Source organism: Ruegeria sp. BHSC037 (assembly GCF_059613045.1).
Genome location: NZ_JBXWRT010000013.1, coordinates 87815 through 102227 on the forward strand (window position 1 = coordinate 87815; position 14413 = coordinate 102227).

The 14413-nt window shown below is 63.2% G+C and carries 21 protein-coding genes; 11 read left to right on the forward strand and 10 right to left on the reverse strand.

Annotated features, from left to right (window positions below; all coding sequences use genetic code 11):
• Window position 1 precedes the first annotated feature (1 nt).
• Window positions 2–238: a GlsB/YeaQ/YmgE family stress response membrane protein gene (locus AC2FMN_RS13680; protein WP_149776373.1), complete on the forward strand. Its 237-nt coding sequence runs from the start codon at window positions 2–4 to the stop codon at window positions 236–238.
• Between the two features lie 9 nt (window positions 239–247).
• On the opposite strand, the gene AC2FMN_RS13685 is transcribed toward AC2FMN_RS13680, so the two are convergent.
• From AC2FMN_RS13685 to AC2FMN_RS13720, 8 genes are all read right to left on the reverse strand, one after another.
• Window positions 248–664 (reverse strand): hypothetical protein, encoded by a 417-nt coding sequence (locus AC2FMN_RS13685; RefSeq protein WP_496688790.1) that lies wholly within the window; start codon window positions 662–664, stop codon window positions 248–250.
• Complete coding sequence (locus tag AC2FMN_RS13690) at window positions 636–839, reverse strand: hypothetical protein (protein WP_496688792.1); 204 nt, start codon at window positions 837–839, stop codon at window positions 636–638. The genes AC2FMN_RS13685 and AC2FMN_RS13690 overlap by 29 nt, the downstream gene beginning before the upstream one ends.
• A 40-nt stretch (window positions 840–879) precedes the next feature.
• Entirely contained in the window at window positions 880–1503 is a 624-nt protein-coding gene (locus AC2FMN_RS13695) for a trimeric intracellular cation channel family protein (protein ID WP_496679303.1), read from the reverse strand.
• On the reverse strand, window positions 1500–1967 hold the full coding sequence (rnhA, locus tag AC2FMN_RS13700) for a ribonuclease HI (protein ID WP_496679301.1): 468 nt from the start codon (window positions 1965–1967) through the stop codon (window positions 1500–1502). The genes AC2FMN_RS13695 and rnhA overlap by 4 nt, the downstream gene beginning before the upstream one ends.
• On the reverse strand, window positions 1960–2544 hold the full coding sequence (locus AC2FMN_RS13705) for a class I SAM-dependent methyltransferase (RefSeq protein ID WP_496679298.1): 585 nt from the start codon (window positions 2542–2544) through the stop codon (window positions 1960–1962). The genes rnhA and AC2FMN_RS13705 overlap by 8 nt, the downstream gene beginning before the upstream one ends.
• Window positions 2541–2993, reverse strand: a complete 453-nt coding sequence (locus AC2FMN_RS13710; RefSeq protein ID WP_496688794.1) for a DUF3429 domain-containing protein — start codon at window positions 2991–2993, stop codon at window positions 2541–2543. The genes AC2FMN_RS13705 and AC2FMN_RS13710 overlap by 4 nt, the downstream gene beginning before the upstream one ends.
• Complete coding sequence (gene ispH, locus AC2FMN_RS13715; RefSeq protein WP_496688796.1) at window positions 2990–3940, reverse strand: 4-hydroxy-3-methylbut-2-enyl diphosphate reductase; 951 nt, start codon at window positions 3938–3940, stop codon at window positions 2990–2992. Before ispH ends, AC2FMN_RS13710 begins: the two co-directional genes overlap by 4 nt.
• Before the next feature lie 192 nt (window positions 3941–4132).
• Window positions 4133–4705, reverse strand: a complete 573-nt coding sequence (locus AC2FMN_RS13720) for a LabA-like NYN domain-containing protein (RefSeq protein WP_496679293.1) — start codon at window positions 4703–4705, stop codon at window positions 4133–4135.
• 136 nt (window positions 4706–4841) lie between these two features.
• Here AC2FMN_RS13720 and folK point away from each other — a divergent pair, with 136 nt between their 5' ends.
• The 10 genes from folK (at window position 4842) to AC2FMN_RS13770 (ending at window position 12861) form a co-directional block, all read left to right on the forward strand.
• Window positions 4842–5420 (forward strand): 2-amino-4-hydroxy-6-hydroxymethyldihydropteridine diphosphokinase, encoded by a 579-nt coding sequence (gene folK, locus AC2FMN_RS13725; protein ID WP_496688798.1) that lies wholly within the window; start codon window positions 4842–4844, stop codon window positions 5418–5420.
• Window positions 5421–5506: 86 nt separating this feature from the next.
• Complete coding sequence (gene rpoZ, locus AC2FMN_RS13730) at window positions 5507–5860, forward strand: DNA-directed RNA polymerase subunit omega (protein WP_496679290.1); 354 nt, start codon at window positions 5507–5509, stop codon at window positions 5858–5860.
• 26 nt (window positions 5861–5886) lie between these two features.
• On the forward strand, window positions 5887–8019 hold the full coding sequence (locus tag AC2FMN_RS13735; RefSeq protein WP_496688800.1) for a RelA/SpoT family protein: 2133 nt from the start codon (window positions 5887–5889) through the stop codon (window positions 8017–8019).
• 16 nt (window positions 8020–8035) lie between these two features.
• Entirely contained in the window at window positions 8036–8734 is a 699-nt protein-coding gene (locus AC2FMN_RS13740) for a DUF2062 domain-containing protein (RefSeq protein WP_496688802.1), read from the forward strand.
• Window positions 8727–9500, forward strand: a complete 774-nt coding sequence (locus AC2FMN_RS13745) for a pyridoxine 5'-phosphate synthase (RefSeq protein ID WP_496679286.1) — start codon at window positions 8727–8729, stop codon at window positions 9498–9500. Before AC2FMN_RS13740 ends, AC2FMN_RS13745 begins: the two co-directional genes overlap by 8 nt.
• Window position 9501: 1 nt before the next feature.
• On the forward strand, window positions 9502–9945 hold the full coding sequence (gene acpS / locus AC2FMN_RS13750; RefSeq protein ID WP_496688804.1) for a holo-ACP synthase: 444 nt from the start codon (window positions 9502–9504) through the stop codon (window positions 9943–9945).
• Between the two features lie 29 nt (window positions 9946–9974).
• On the forward strand, window positions 9975–10811 hold the full coding sequence (lepB, locus tag AC2FMN_RS13755; protein WP_496679280.1) for a signal peptidase I: 837 nt from the start codon (window positions 9975–9977) through the stop codon (window positions 10809–10811).
• Window positions 10808–11488: a ribonuclease III gene (gene rnc, locus AC2FMN_RS13760; RefSeq protein ID WP_496679279.1), complete on the forward strand. Its 681-nt coding sequence runs from the start codon at window positions 10808–10810 to the stop codon at window positions 11486–11488. The genes lepB and rnc overlap by 4 nt, the downstream gene beginning before the upstream one ends.
• A gap of 138 nt (window positions 11489–11626) precedes the next feature.
• Complete coding sequence (gene era / locus AC2FMN_RS13765; protein ID WP_496688806.1) at window positions 11627–12535, forward strand: GTPase Era; 909 nt, start codon at window positions 11627–11629, stop codon at window positions 12533–12535.
• Complete coding sequence (locus tag AC2FMN_RS13770) at window positions 12532–12861, forward strand: DUF1491 family protein (protein WP_496688808.1); 330 nt, start codon at window positions 12532–12534, stop codon at window positions 12859–12861. The genes era and AC2FMN_RS13770 overlap by 4 nt, the downstream gene beginning before the upstream one ends.
• A gap of 12 nt (window positions 12862–12873) precedes the next feature.
• Here AC2FMN_RS13770 and AC2FMN_RS13775 read toward each other — a convergent pair whose 3' ends face one another.
• The gene (locus AC2FMN_RS13775; protein ID WP_496688809.1) at window positions 12874–13647 is read right to left on the reverse strand and encodes an FkbM family methyltransferase; all 774 of its coding nucleotides are present in this window, start codon (window positions 13645–13647) and stop codon (window positions 12874–12876) included.
• Window positions 13648–13745: 98 nt separating this feature from the next.
• Window positions 13746–14408 (reverse strand): PAQR family membrane homeostasis protein TrhA, encoded by a 663-nt coding sequence (gene trhA / locus AC2FMN_RS13780; protein ID WP_496688811.1) that lies wholly within the window; start codon window positions 14406–14408, stop codon window positions 13746–13748.
• Window positions 14409–14413 lie beyond the last annotated feature (5 nt).

Sequence of the window (14413 nt, forward strand, 5' to 3'; positions counted from 1 at the left end):
GATGCCCGTCCTTGCCCTGATCGTCATCGGAGCCGCAGCCGGATTTCTGGCCACCCGCCTGATGCGGATCGAGGCGGACATCCCCACCACCCTGCTGATCGGTATCGCCGGGGCCGTGGTGGGCGGGCTGATCATGCGTGCCTTGCTGACGGTCATGGGTTGGATGCCCGGATTCGTCGGCGCGGTGCTGGGCGCGCTGCTGCTGATCTGGATCTGGAAGACCTATTTCCGGCGCTGACCCGAGGCCCTAGCGCGCGTCATAGATGTCCGCGGATCCAAGGCGCTGAACGGGCTGGGTTGTCATGTCGAACCGGTTCGCTTCGCCCGCAGTCATCCAGTGCATGTCCTCGGCCGAAGCCGCATCCAGAGTGAACCAGTAGAAATCCTCGTCCACGTCGATATCGCGGAAATAGTCCAGATACCTGTCATGCTCGGGGTGATCTTCCGGCAGCTCTGCGGCTATGAACCCACCGCCCGCCCAGCTATGGACCCCGACACAGGCGCCCGGTTGCAGGGTCCGTCGATTGCCCGCCAGAAACAGATCGGTTCCGCCCGATGCCACCAGACCGTTTGACGGAACGACGGTATCGAACCCTTCGGCCCGTACGACGCGGCCGAAGATCACGTTGGCGTCGTCATCCACCGACCCTTCGATGCTCTGCAACACCAGCGTCCTGCAACCCCGGATTATGGGCGATGACCTCCTCGAAGGCGCTGAGCGAGGTGTGGTCGATCGTTCCCGTCACAATGATCTTGTCCCCGAGCGCAACGAAACTCAGCGGCGTGTAGTCCTCGGCGCATCCAGCCAGCAGGGGCAGGCAGATCAGCAACCGTGTCATCGGATGATCATTGCGCCTTTTGCCCTTGTCCGGCGGGCGGTCATTGCCGCGGCGGGCGTGCCTTGTAGACCGGCAACTGCCAGCCGAACAGCAGCGATCCGGCCCGCAGCGCCCAGCAGGACAGCGCGCAAAGGCCCAGCGCCAGCAGCGTCTCCAGCCCCAGACGGGTCGCCATCACCGCCACCAGCGCCCCCGTGAAGGCGCACGAGACATAGAGTTCGCCCTGTTTGAGCACCAGCGGCACCTCGTTGCAGACCACGTCGCGCATCAGCCCGCCCAGGCAGCCGGTGGTCACACCCATCAACACCACGATCACGCCCGACTGGCCAAGCGCCAGCGCCGCGCCGGTTCCCGCGGCCACGGCGATCGACAGCGCGAAACTGTCCAGCCAGACCAGCCAGTTGTAGCGGCTTTCGACCAGATGCGCGGTGAAGAACACGACCACCGCCGCCGCCACCGCGATCAGGATATAGTCGGGCTGACCCACCCAGAAGACCGGGTGCCGATCCAGCAGCAGATCACGCACCGTGCCACCGCCCACCGCCGTCAGACAGGCGATGAAGGCAAACCCCACAAGGTCCAGCTGCGCCCGGCTGGCCACCAGCGCCCCGGTCAGCGCAAAGACCAAAACCGAGGTATAGTCCAGCAGGGCCAGACCACTCATGTGCGGGCCTTTTTCGGCTTGAACGGGGACATGCCCGCGCGTGCCAGTTCGTCGGCGCGTTCGTTTTCGGGGTGGCCGGCATGGCCCTTGACCCATTCCCAGGTCACGTCATGGCGCTGTTGCGCTTCGTCCAGCCGCTGCCACAGGTCCACGTTCTTGACGGGCTTCTTGTTTGCGGTCTTCCAGCCGTTGCGCTTCCACCCGTGGATCCAGCCCGTCACCCCGTTTTTCACATAGGCGCTGTCGGTCACGATGGTGATTTTCGAGGGCCGCTCCAATGTCTCGAGCGCGCTGATCGCAGCCAGCAGCTCCATCCGGTTGTTGGTCGTCTCGGCCTCGCCGCCGCTCAACTCGCGCTCTTTCAGGACGGTTTCGCCATTCATGGCCCGCAGCAGCACGCCCCAGCCTCCGGGGCCGGGATTGCCGGAACAGGCACCATCGGTATAGGCAAACAGATCAGGCATGGGCCAGCACCAGAATGAAACCGTCATACGATCCGGCCAGCCCCTTTCCCATACCGGTGGTGACACGGTCAATGACGAACCCGGCCTCGACCAACGCGGTCTCGATCTCGGGGCGCGTGAAATAGGTGTAGTAGCGGTCAAGTTCGTCGCGATGCTCTCCGGTGCCCAGTTTCAGGCCCAGAAAGAACACACCGCCCGGCTTCAGGGCCTGGTGGATGGCGGTGAGGTGTCGCGGGAAATCGGCGCGCGGGGCGTGCAGCAGGGAAAAGCTGGCATAGACCCCATCGTATTCGGCTGTTTCGGTCACGTCGTCGAACGTGCCCAGATACGCCTCCACGCCATTTGCGCGGGCGTGTTCGACAAAGGCAGGTGTGGCGTCCAGCGCCCGAACCCGAAGCCCCTGGCACAGAAAGAATCCGCTGTCCAAACCCGGACCCGACCCCAGATCCAGCACCAGCCCGTCGCCGACCGCCTGCGCGAATGCTGCGCGCGATTCGATCTGTTCGGGCGGCAGCGGCACTTTCAGATAGTCGTCCACACGGGTTGTGTAGGCGTCGATGGTTCGTTTGTCGCTCACAGGAATACTCCAACGGCCAGGCAGGCCAGAACGGCGGCGCTCAGCAGTAGCCGCAGTTTCATCCACCAGCGCGGGGTCAGGCCCCACGACCAGAACAGCGCGTCCAGCACCAGCAGACCGGCAAAGCCGATCATCAGGTTGGTGCCCGCGTCGACCGGCCCGCCGCCGGTGGTGAAAAACGCCCACAGCGCCGGCAGGACCGACAGCCCATAACACAGCGCCGCCCGGTTGCCCGAGGTCTTGGTGGCAAAACCCCACAGAACGCCGGACATGAAGCTGAGGATCACAGCGCCATAGAACAGCTGCACATAGGGCCCCACGAACCGGGGGCCCAGCGCGCGGCTGCCCCAATCATTCAGGTCTCCGCTCAGGTAGGTCAGCGCGCCCCAGACAAAGGGGATCAGACCGGCCAGGCCCAGAACTAACGGTGCGCGGGGGATGCCGCTCATGCGGGCACGCGCAGAATGCGGGGCACCTTGAACTCGACATTCTCGGTGTCGGTTTCGACGGTTTCGACGGTCACGTCATAGCGGTCGCGGAAGGCGTCGATCACCTCGTTCACAAGGACTTCGGGCGCCGAGGCGCCGGCGGTGATGGCGATGCTGGAAATCCCTTCGAGCGCGCGCCAGTCGATGTCGGTGGCCCGCTGCACCAGCTGGGCATAGGTGCAGCCCGCTTTGGACGCCACTTCAACCAGACGGCGCGAGTTTGAGGAGTTGGGCGCACCCACCACCAGCAGCGCATCCGACTTGGGTGCGACGGTCTTCACCGCCTCCTGACGGTTGGTGGTGGCATAGCAGATGTCTTCCTTGTGCGGGCCGACGATGGCCGGGAAGCGGTCCTGCAGCGCGGCCACGATGTCGCGCGTGTCGTCCACCGAGAGGGTAGTCTGGGTGACAAAGGCCAGTTTTTCGGGGTCGCGGACCTGCACCTTGGCCACATCGTCAACCGTTTCCACCAGCAGAACCTCGCCCTCGGGCAGCTGGCCCATGGTGCCGACGGTTTCGGGGTGGCCCTTGTGCCCGATCATGATCATCTGCAACCCGGCCTCGGCGTGGCGCTGGGCCTCGATATGGACCTTGGATACCAGCGGGCAGGTGGCGTCGACATAGAGCATCTCGCGCGCGGCTGCGGCGGCGGGCACCGACTTGGGCACGCCATGGGCGGAAAAGATCACCGGCCGGTCATCCGGGCATTCGTCCAGCTCTTCGACAAAGACGGCACCCTTGGCGCGCAAGCCGTCCACGACGAACTTGTTGTGCACGATCTCGTGCCGGACATAGACCGGGGCGCCCCATTTCTGCAGGGCCATTTCCACGATCTTGATCGCGCGGTCCACACCAGCGCAGAACCCGCGCGGGGCGGCCAGATACAGGGTCAGGGGGGGCTTGGTCATGCGTCTGTCTCCTTGACAGGGACAGGTAAGGCTTTTCCGCCCTCGGGTCCAGACGGGACGGGTGTCATTTCGCTGACACAAACACATGCCAAGGTGCCGGTGTTTGAGCACAGGTTCTTTTTTGAAGACGCGCGGCTGGGGCTTTCCGTCCCGGCCGCGCCATTGATCCGCAGGTGTGGGCCGTGAGAGACGTTACTTTCCGGCCACCGCCACATTGCGCGGCTCGTCCGACGCCTCGCGCGGCGGGCGCCCGATCACATCTCGCAGATCGTCCAGTTCGATGAAGTTGTCGGCTTGGCGCCGCAGTTCGTCCGAGATCATCGGCGGCTGGCTGCGGATGGTCGAAACCACCGACACGCGCACGCCCTGACGTTGCAGGCTGGCAATCAGCGGGCGGAAATCCCCATCGCCCGAGAACAGCACGATATGATCCACCCGTGGCGCCAGTTCCATGGCATCGACTGTCAGTTCGATATCCATGTTCCCCTTGACCTTACGGCGCCCCATGCTGTCGGTGTATTCCTTGGCCGGTTTGGTCACCATGGTGAAACCGTTGTAGTTCAGCCAGTCGACCAAGGGGCGGATCGGCGAATATTCGTCGTTTTCCAGCAGCGCTGTGTAGTAAAAGGCCCTCAGAAGCTTGCCGCGACGCATGAACTCCTGACGCAGCAACTTGTAATCAATATCAAATCCCAGGGCTTTCGCGGCGGCGTACAGATTCGAGCCGTCGATGAACAGCGCCAGCCGTTCGTCCTTGTAAAACATAAAATCGTCCTTCCGGTATTGACCAGCGCGCGGTGGTGTAAGTGAGTGAGTGATGAGAAATCACACGCCGGCCGCTTTAAAATAAGAGATTCCGAATGTATCGCAAGTGCGCTCAGGTCTGAACATAGGGTTATTTATGGTCAACTCCACGTCAAAAGCGGTCATCGCGCTGGGGGCAAATCTCAAACTGAGATCATATGAACCCAAGGTGACACTTCGCAGGGCTGTCGACGCGTTGGCCGGTGAGGGCTTGGTGATTCGCGCTGTCAGCCGGTTCTTTTCGACCCCGTGTTTTCCGGCGGGCGCCGGACCGGACTATGTCAATGCCGCCGCGCTGGTCGAGACCGAGGCGGCCCCGCAGGAGGTTCTGACCCTTCTGCACAGGGTCGAGGCCGATTTCGGCCGTGCCCGCCAGCAGCGCTGGGGGATGCGCACACTTGACCTGGACCTCGTCTGCTGGGGCGATCGCGTTCTGCCCGATGCTGCCGCGTTCGACCATTGGCTGAACCTGCCGCCCGACCGGCAGCGAGAGGCGGCTCCCGAGCAGTTGATCCTACCGCATCCGCGCCTGCAGGACCGCGCCTTCGTTCTGGTTCCGATGGCGGAGGTGGCGCCGGGCTGGCGGCACCCGGTGCTGGGCCTGACGGTTAATGAAATGATCGAACGCCTGCCGCCGGACGATGTCGCCGCGGTCACGCCGTTGGATGCCACGTGAAAAAGGGCATTTCCCGCTTGTCATGGCGGGGATTCGCGCTTAGATAAGCGTCTTCCTGACATGGATTCATTAGTGGAGAGCGCCTCATGGCCCGCGTGACGGTCGAAGATTGCGTAGACAAGGTTCCGAACCGGTTCGAACTGGTGATGCTCGCTGCCCACCGCGCGCGCGAAATTTCCGCCGGCGCGCCGATCACGATCGACCGCGACAACGACAAAAACCCGGTCGTAGCCCTGCGCGAGATTGCCGAGGAAACCCAGACCTCGGACGAACTGCGCGAGCGTCTGATAGAGGCCAACCAGACCCAGATCGAGGTCGACGAGCCTGAAGAGGATCAGATGGCGTTGCTGATGGGGGCCGAATCGGACAAGCCCGCAGATGACGACATGTCGGAAGAAAAACTCCTGCGCGCCCTGATGGAGGCTCAGGGCCAGGGGTAAGCCCTGAACACGAAGGTGCGGACCGGATGATTTCAGCTGAAGACCTGGTTGCGCTGGTCCGCAACTACAACCCCAAGACAAATGCCGATCGCATCATCCGGGCCTACGAGTTTGGCAAGAAGATGCACGAAGGCCAGTTCCGGCACTCGGGCGAGCCCTATTTCTCGCACCCAGTCGCGGTGGCGGCCATTCTGACCGAACAGCGTCTGGACGATGCGACCATCATCACGGCGCTGCTGCACGACACGATCGAGGACACCAAGGCGAGCTACTCCAAGATCGCCGAGTTGTTCGGTGACGAGGTGGCGATGCTGGTCGACGGTGTCACCAAGCTAACCAATCTCCAGCTTTCCAGCCGCGAAACCAAGCAGGCCGAGAATTTTCGCAAGCTGTTCATGGCCATGTCCAAGGACCTGCGGGTCATTCTGGTCAAGCTGGCCGACCGTCTGCACAACATGCGCACAATCAAGGCGATGCGCCCTGAAAAGCAGGTGCAGAAAGCGCGCGAGACGATGGACATCTTCGCGCCTCTGGCCGGCCGGATGGGCATGCAGTGGATGCGTGAAGAGCTTGAGGATCTGGCCTTCCGTGTCCTCAACCCCGAAGGCCGCCAGTCGATCATCCGTCGTTTCATCACGCTGCAGCGCGAAACCGGTGACGTGATCCACCGCATCACAGGGGACATGCGGCACGAGTTGGAGAAAGCGGGGATCGAGGCTGAGGTGTTCGGCCGCGCCAAGAAACCCTATTCGATCTGGCGCAAGATGCAGGAAAAGGATCAGGGCTTCTCGCGCCTGTCCGACATCTATGGCTTCCGCATCATCACGCAGACCGAGGAAGACTGCTATCGCGCGCTGGGCGCGATCCATCAACGCTGGCGTGCGGTGCCGGGGCGGTTCAAGGATTACATCAGTCAGCCCAAATCGAACGGCTATCGCTCGATCCACACGACCGTTTCCGGGCGTGACGGCAAGCGGGTCGAGGTGCAGATCCGAACCCGGCAGATGCACGATGTTGCCGAATCCGGTGTGGCGGCGCACTGGTCCTACCGGGACGGGGTGCGGACCGAGAACCCCTTTGCGGTGGACCCTGCCAAGTGGATCGCGAGCCTGACCGAACAGTTCAACGCCGAGGAAGACCACGAGGATTTTCTCGAAGCGGTCAAGCTCGAGATGTATTCCGACCAGGTGTTCTGCTTCACGCCCAAGGGCGATGTGGTCAAGCTGCCGCGTGGGGCAACGCCGATCGATTTCGCCTATGCGATCCACACCCGCATCGGCCATGCCTGCGTGGGGGCCAAGGTCGACGGCATCCGGGTGCCGCTGTGGACCCGGCTCAAGAACGGCCAATCGGTCGACATCATCACCGCAGACGGCCAGACGCCGCAGGTGACATGGCTTGAGATTGCCGTGACCGGCAAGGCCCGCACCGCAATCCGCCGCGCCCTGCGCGAGGTCGACCGCGAAAGATTCATCAAGCTGGGCCGCGAATTGGTGCGCGCGGGGTTCGAGCACGTGGGCCGCAAGGCGACCGACAAGGCGCTGGAGACCGCTGCCAAGCAACTGCGGATCAAGGACAGCGACGAGTTGCTGGCCCGGGTCGGCAGTGCCGAACTTACAGCCCATGACGTGGTCGCCGTGGTCTATCCCGAGCTGACCAAGGATGAGGGCGAGGCGATCCCGCTGCGCCGCGCGGTGATTGGCCTGGAACCGGGCCAGAAATTCGAGCGTGCGCCCTGTTGTCAGCCGCTTCCGGGGGAAAGGATCGTGGGCATCACTTCGCGCGGGAAAGGTGTAGTGGTGCATGCCATCGACTGCGGTCGCCTGACCGAATTCGAAGACCAGCCGCAGCGCTGGGTTGATCTGCACTGGCATTCGGGTACGCACCCGGCGGCGTACGGCGCCACGCTGGATCTGACCATCGGCAACGATGCCGGGGTGCTGGGGCGTATTTGCACATTGATCGGCGAGAAAAAGGCCAATATCTCGAACTTGGAATTCGTGGACCGCAAACCGGATTTTTACCGCCTTTTACTCAGTGTCGAGGTGCGCGACCTGCAACAGCTGCATTCGCTGATGCTGATGCTCGAGGCCGAAAGCGATGTCGCGGCGGTCGAACGGTATCGAAACACGCGGGACGCTGCGGTCGCAGCAAGCTGAGAGGGGATACGCAGGAGTGGTATTCAAGCGCCGTGATCGCCGCTCTGCTCTTCAGGCCGCCTCGGAGTTCGTTTATCCGCGCGGCGGTTGGACCCGCGCCTTTCACTATGTCAAACACCGCGTCCGGCGTCTGCCCGATACGCCCGAGCGTATCGCGCGCGGCATTGGCGCCGGAGTGTTCGCCTCGTTCACGCCGTTCTACGGGTTGCATTTCGTGGTGGCTGCGGTGCTGGCCCGGCTGATCAACGGCAACATTCTGGCCGCGCTCAGCGGCACGTTTTTCGGCAACCCGCTGACCTATGTGCCGATCGGGGTGATCTGCCTGCAGACCGGGCATTTCCTGCTGGGCACAAAATATGATGAGGGCGACACCCAGGGGCTGATGCGCAAATTCGCCGATGCGCTTGGGGATCTGAAGAACAATTTCGTGGCTCTGTTCACCGACCGCGTCGCCGACTGGCATGGCTGGGCGCAGTTCTATGACGGCGTATTCTACCCTTACATGATCGGCGGTATCATCCCGGGTATCGTGGCCGGAGTGATCTGCGGCTATATCAGCCTGCCGCTGATCCGCACCTATCAACAGCGCCGCCGGGCCAAGATCAAAGCCAAGTTCGAGGAAATCAAACGCCGCGCCGAAGCAGCCCCTGCCGTTTCGCAAACAAACCCTCTAGGTTCGGCGCGGGCGACCAGAAAGGAATCGAAAGATGTCTGACACTCACCTGCGTCTGGGCGTGAACATCGACCACGTGGCCACCGTGCGCAACGCGCGCGGCGGGGCATATCCCGACCCGCTGCGCGCGGCCAAACTGGCCGAAGAGGCCGGTGCCGATGGCATCACCGCGCATCTGCGCGAAGACCGCCGCCACATTTCCGACGCCGACATCGAAGGCTTGATGCAGGTGCTGTCTGTGCCGCTGAACTTTGAAATGGCTGCCACCCCCGAGATGCAGGCGATTGCCCTGCGCCACAAGCCGCACGCGGTCTGCATCGTCCCCGAAAAGCGCGAGGAACGCACCACAGAGGGCGGGTTGGAAGTCGCGCGCGAGGAAAATCGTCTTGCCCACTTCATCGCGCCGCTGCGTGACGCGGGCTGCCGCGTATCGATCTTCATCGCCGCCGACCGCAAGCAGATCGAGGCCGCCCACCGCATCGGCGCGCAGGTGATCGAGCTGCACACTGGCGCCTATTGCGACGCCCATGCCGAAGGCCGGATGGATGACGCGCGACGAGAACTGGACGCGCTGCGTGAGATGTCCGCCTTTGCTCATGCGCTGGGGCTCGAAGTACACGCCGGCCACGGTCTGACCTATGACACGGTGCAGCCCGTGGCAGCCTTCCCCGAACTGCGCGAACTCAACATCGGCCATTTCCTGATCGGTGAGGCCATCTTCCGCGGTCTGGGTCCGGCCATCCATGAAATGCGCCGCCTGATGGACGAGGCGCGAGCGCCGTCGCATTCAGGAAAGGTCGACGCCTGACATGATCCTCGGCATCGGCACCGATCTGGCGAATATCGACCGTATCCAGGGCACGCTTGACCGGTTCGGCGACCGGTTCCGCAACCGTGTCTTCACCGAGACCGAGCAGCGCAAGGCCGAGCGGCGCGCCGACACCGCCGGCACCTATGCCAAGCGCTGGGCCGCTAAAGAGGCCTGCTCCAAGGCGCTGGGCACTGGCTTGCGCATGGGCATCGCCTGGAAGGACATGGCCGTGACCAACCTGCACACCGGGCAACCCGTGATGCACGTCACCGGCTGGGCGGCTGAGCGGCTGCGCGAGATGACGCCCGATGGGCACGAGGCCATCATCCACGTCACCCTGACTGATGACCACCCCTGGGCCCAGGCTTTCGTTGTGATCGAGGCCCGCCGCGTGGCCGATTCGGACGCGGCCTTGACTTGGCCTCGATCGCCCCGCATGTAGCCCCAACGACGCAAGGACTGGAGAGCAGTATGGCCGAGCAAGCCAAATCCGGAAACGCCATCTGGGAGACGATCAAGACCATCGTCTATGCCCTGCTGATCGCGGGCGTTTTCCGCACTCTGTTCTTTCAGCCTTTCTGGATTCCGTCGGGATCGATGAAACCCACGCTGCTGATCGGCGACTTCCTGTTCGTCAACAAGATGGCCTATGGCTACTCCTACGCCTCGTGCCCCAGCCTGATCATCCCCAGTGTCGGGCTCAACATCGATGCCGAAGACATCTGCGGCTGGATGGGTGGAGACAACACCCGTCTGCTGGGCGGAGAGCCGGAACGCGGCGATGTGATCGTGTTCCGCCACCCGGTCACCGGCCGCGACTACATCAAACGGCTGATCGGCCTGCCGGGCGACCGCATCCAGGTGCGCGGTGGGGTGGTCTACATCAACGGGGTCGAGGTCAAACAGACCCCCGACGGCACCTTCACCGAGATCGCCGAGCCGCAAGGCCCGCAGCGCCTGCGCCCGCGCTGCGAAAACGGCCCGGTCGGTGTCGGCGGCACCTGCGAGAAGTCACGCTTCATCGAAACCCTGCCCAACGGCGTTCAGCACGAAATCCTGAACATCGGCAACCAGGGATCGGACAACACCGGTATCTACCTCGTACCCGAGGGCCACTATTTCTTCATGGGTGACAACCGCGACAACTCGGCCGACTCGCGCCTGCCGCAATCGGCTGGCGGGGTCGGTTACGTGCCTTATGAAAACCTGATCGGTCGCGCCGATCGCATCATGTTCTCGTCTGCGGGCCGGTCGATGCTGTTCTTCTGGACCTGGCGGGGCGACAGGTTCTTCAAGGCAATCCATTGAAGCTGTCGGCTGACATGAAGGCGTTCCAGAAACGCCTCGGGCACCAGTTCGCCAATCCCGAACTGCTGGTGCGGGCGCTGACGCACGGGTCGGTCTCTTCGGCCACACGGCCTGACAACCAGCGGCTCGAATTCCTCGGTGACCGGGTCTTAGGCCTGGTGATGGCCAGCGCACTGCTCGAGGCCGACAAGACCGCCACCGAAGGCCAGTTGGCGCCGCGGTTCAACGCGCTTGTGCGCAAGGAGACCTGTGCCGAGGTCGCCCGTCAGATCGACCTGGGCGCAGTGCTGAAGCTGGGGCGGTCCGAGATGATGTCGGGCGGCCGCCGCAAACAGGCGTTGCTGGGCGACGCGATGGAGGCGGTGATTGCCGCCGTCTATCGCGATGCCGGGTTCGAGGCTGCACGTGACGTGATCCTCAAGCTCTGGGGAGATCGGATCCATACGGTTAAGGCTGATGCCCGCGACGCCAAGACCGCGCTTCAGGAATGGGCCCAGGCCCGCGGTCAGAAACCGCCCAGCTATGTCGAGCTGTCGCGCACAGGGCCTGATCACGCTCCGGTCTTCACCATCGCCGCCCGGCTGGAATCCGGCCCCGAGGCTCAGGCCACTGCGCCCTCCAAGCGTCAGGCCGAACAGGCCGCCGCACGTGCCTTGCTGGACAGTCTGCCCAAATAATCGGCCCGCCTTCATCTGGCTGAAAATATCCCGGGGGGCCCGGGGGCTGGCCCCCCCGGCTCACGACGCAGTCCAGGTCTGGCCCCCGACGCCGTTCTGCGCTAGGGAAACAGACTTGCAACCAGGACCAACGACACCATGACGACACGCGCCGGATTCATCGCCCTGATCGGAGAGCCCAACGCAGGCAAATCCACCCTTCTGAACCGCATGGTCGGGGCCAAGGTCTCGATCGTGACGCACAAGGTGCAGACCACGCGCGCCCGTATCCGCGGCGTTGCGATGGAGGGTGATGCGCAACTGGTCTTCGTCGACACGCCGGGTCTGTTCAAACCCCGCCGCCGACTTGACCGCGCGATGGTCGCGGCGGCCTGGGGCGGGGCGGCCGATGCTGACATCATCGTTCTGATGGTCGAGGCGCATCGCGGTATCACCGAAGGCGTTGAGCGTATCCTGGATGGCCTGTCCGAGATCGCGCAAGGCCGCAAGGTGGCGCTGGCGATCAACAAGATCGACCGGGTCGAGGCCCCCGCGCTGCTGTCACTGACCCGCGAACTGAATGATCGCTTCCCCTTTGCCGAAACCTTCATGATTTCGGCTGAAAAAGGCCACGGCGTCGATGACCTGCGCAAATGGCTGGCGCAGCAATTGCCCGAAGGCCCCTGGCTCTACCCTGAAGACCAGATCGCCGATCTGCCGCTGCGCATGATCGCGGCCGAAATTACGCGCGAGAAGCTGACCCTGCGCCTGCATCAGGAATTGCCCTATCAGCTGACTGTCGAGACCGAGAACTGGGAAGAACGCAAGGATGGTTCGGCCAGGATCGACCAGGTGATCTATGTTATGCGCGACGGCCACAAGGGCATCGTGCTGGGCAAGCGCGGCGAGACGATCAAAGCCATCAGCCAGGCCGCGCGGGCCGAGTTGGAGGATTTCCTTGATCGCAAAGTCCACCTGTTCCTGCAGGTGAAGGTCCGGCCCAACTGGCTGGAAGAGGCCGAGCGCTACTCGGAGATGGGTCTGGATTTCAAAGACGGCAACACATGACCCGCCTGACGGCCGAGTTCTGGGTCCACGCCTACCTGGCCCGGCTGCGCCTGCACGAGATCCCCGCCTTTGTCGTAGCCCATGGCGACGACACTGCCGGCGCGGTTCTGGTCAAGCTCAACACGCTCGACGGCAATGCCACCGTCTTTCAGCGCAGCTTCGACCTGCTCAGCGGCGCACGCAAATGGATCGAGTTGGCCAAAGGTCCCGAGGCTGAGGTGGACGAGGCGATCGCCCGCCAGCGCAGCTTTGACCCCGACCTCTGGGTAATCGAGGTCGAAGACCGGCAAAGCCGGCATCTTTTGAACGAGGAAGGGCTGGACTGAGACCTGGACCTTTCAGGTCAGCCGATACAGCGCGTTGCGCCCGAATTTACCGCGTAATTCATATCCGTTTTGCTCCAAAAGACCCGCAATATCGACCGACCAGAAGCGTTCGTGCTGGAGTTCGAAGAAGATCGATTTGGGTTTCTGGGTGGCCGAAGCTTCGGTGATCAGCGGGGCAAGCACCCGGTCTTCCTGGCCCTCGACATCCACCTTGACCAGGTCGATCGGCGTATCCGGGTCGGATGGCAGAAACTCGGTCAGCGTCCGCACCTGAACCGATATGCCGTTGGCGCCGCGCATCGGTTCGCCCAGTCTGGCCAGCCCCAGGTTTCCCTGCGCTGGCACAAACAGCTCCATCTCGCCGCTATTGTCCGAAATCGCGCAATCATGGACCCGGATGCAGTCAAATGCGTTCAGGTGGATGTTTTCTTCCAGCCGCGCCCGCATGACAGGGTTGGGTTCGAATGCATGGATCACTGATCCGGGTGCCGCGACCGCTGCCAGGCGCAGGGTGTGAGCCCCGGCATTGGCGCCAACGTCATAGGCCACGATCGGGCGGTCTTTGGGCAGGTCTTTCAGAATATGCCGCAAAGCACGTTCTTCCTGGGTGCGCCCCATGCGCCAGATCTGAAATTCCGTGTTGTTGTCGGCGGGATGAATGCGCATCCGGCACCCGCGATAGTCGACCTCGGTGGGTTTCAATTCGCGGCGGATGCGTTTTCTGATCTTGTTGGGGGTGTCCGGGTCATTGAAGATGTCGCGTAGAAGGTCATTCGGCCAGTCCATGGCGGTAGATCCCGTTTTAGTTCCCCGTTCCGAGTGCTTTCTATCAGTGGGATCTGCGCTGAAAAACACTTATTCCTGATCGGGCCTTTCCGCGCCCGTCAGGATGCTCCGGGCATCCACAGGGGCGACAGTGCCAGCCAGACGCCCGCGAACATGCCGACCCCGCCCAGGTTCACCCAGACGTGCCAGATCGCATAGCGGTAGGGCAGCGTCTTGCGGGCATAGAACGCGGTTCCGACTACATAGCAGCCCGACCCGGCCAGAATGCACCAAAGTGTCGCTACGGGTACGCTCCGCAGGTCGGGCAGGGCCAGCAGCCCCAGCGCTCCCAGTCCTAGGTAGGACGCGGTCGACCAGCGCGATTTCACGGTTTCATTGGTTGTCTTGTTCCAGACCGCCACCGCCGTCAGAGCCCAGCACACCACCAGCAGACCCATCGTCCAGGGCGTGCCAGCCAGAACGAAGAACGGCGTGAAGGTGCCGGCGATGCTGGGATAGATCGCCGCGTGGTCCATGCGCCGCAGCAGCGTCCGCCGCTCGTGCAGCGGCAGAAAGTGATAGGTCCAGGACGCCAGGTTCGACGCCAGCGCGCACGCCACATAGACCAAGACCGCAGCCACCAGCGCACCTTGCAGATGGGCCATCGCTTTTGACAGCAGCGTGCCGCCCGCGCCCAAGATCAACGCCAGCCCCAGCGCATGCACCGCCATGTCCGCGCGGCGGAAGGCGGGGGAAATGCTGGGAAAGGTTGCGTCGGTCATGTCTG

What these genes read in the sequence shown, in the direction of transcription:
- folK (WP_496688798.1), top strand. Translation starts at nt 4,842, where the DNA reads ATGGTCAACTCCACGTCAAAAGCGGTCATCGCGCTGGGGGCAAATCTC.
- AC2FMN_RS13745 (WP_496679286.1), top strand. Translation starts at nt 8,727, where the DNA reads ATGTCTGACACTCACCTGCGTCTGGGCGTGAACATCGACCACGTGGCC.
- AC2FMN_RS13690 (WP_496688792.1), bottom strand. Translation starts at nt 839, where the DNA reads ATGACACGGTTGCTGATCTGCCTGCCCCTGCTGGCTGGATGCGCCGAG.
- AC2FMN_RS13775 (WP_496688809.1), bottom strand. Translation starts at nt 13,647, where the DNA reads ATGGACTGGCCGAATGACCTTCTACGCGACATCTTCAATGACCCGGAC.
- AC2FMN_RS13680 (WP_149776373.1), top strand. Translation starts at nt 2, where the DNA reads ATGCCCGTCCTTGCCCTGATCGTCATCGGAGCCGCAGCCGGATTTCTG.
- AC2FMN_RS13770 (WP_496688808.1), top strand. Translation starts at nt 12,532, where the DNA reads ATGACCCGCCTGACGGCCGAGTTCTGGGTCCACGCCTACCTGGCCCGG.
- AC2FMN_RS13735 (WP_496688800.1), top strand. Translation starts at nt 5,887, where the DNA reads ATGATTTCAGCTGAAGACCTGGTTGCGCTGGTCCGCAACTACAACCCC.
- AC2FMN_RS13710 (WP_496688794.1), bottom strand. Translation starts at nt 2,993, where the DNA reads ATGAGCGGCATCCCCCGCGCACCGTTAGTTCTGGGCCTGGCCGGTCTG.
- rnhA (WP_496679301.1), bottom strand. Translation starts at nt 1,967, where the DNA reads ATGCCTGATCTGTTTGCCTATACCGATGGTGCCTGTTCCGGCAATCCC.
- rpoZ (WP_496679290.1), top strand. Translation starts at nt 5,507, where the DNA reads ATGGCCCGCGTGACGGTCGAAGATTGCGTAGACAAGGTTCCGAACCGG.
- era (WP_496688806.1), top strand. Translation starts at nt 11,627, where the DNA reads ATGACGACACGCGCCGGATTCATCGCCCTGATCGGAGAGCCCAACGCA.
- acpS (WP_496688804.1), top strand. Translation starts at nt 9,502, where the DNA reads ATGATCCTCGGCATCGGCACCGATCTGGCGAATATCGACCGTATCCAG.
- AC2FMN_RS13720 (WP_496679293.1), bottom strand. Translation starts at nt 4,705, where the DNA reads ATGTTTTACAAGGACGAACGGCTGGCGCTGTTCATCGACGGCTCGAAT.
- lepB (WP_496679280.1), top strand. Translation starts at nt 9,975, where the DNA reads ATGGCCGAGCAAGCCAAATCCGGAAACGCCATCTGGGAGACGATCAAG.
- ispH (WP_496688796.1), bottom strand. Translation starts at nt 3,940, where the DNA reads ATGACCAAGCCCCCCCTGACCCTGTATCTGGCCGCCCCGCGCGGGTTC.
- AC2FMN_RS13695 (WP_496679303.1), bottom strand. Translation starts at nt 1,503, where the DNA reads ATGAGTGGTCTGGCCCTGCTGGACTATACCTCGGTTTTGGTCTTTGCG.
- trhA (WP_496688811.1), bottom strand. Translation starts at nt 14,408, where the DNA reads ATGACCGACGCAACCTTTCCCAGCATTTCCCCCGCCTTCCGCCGCGCG.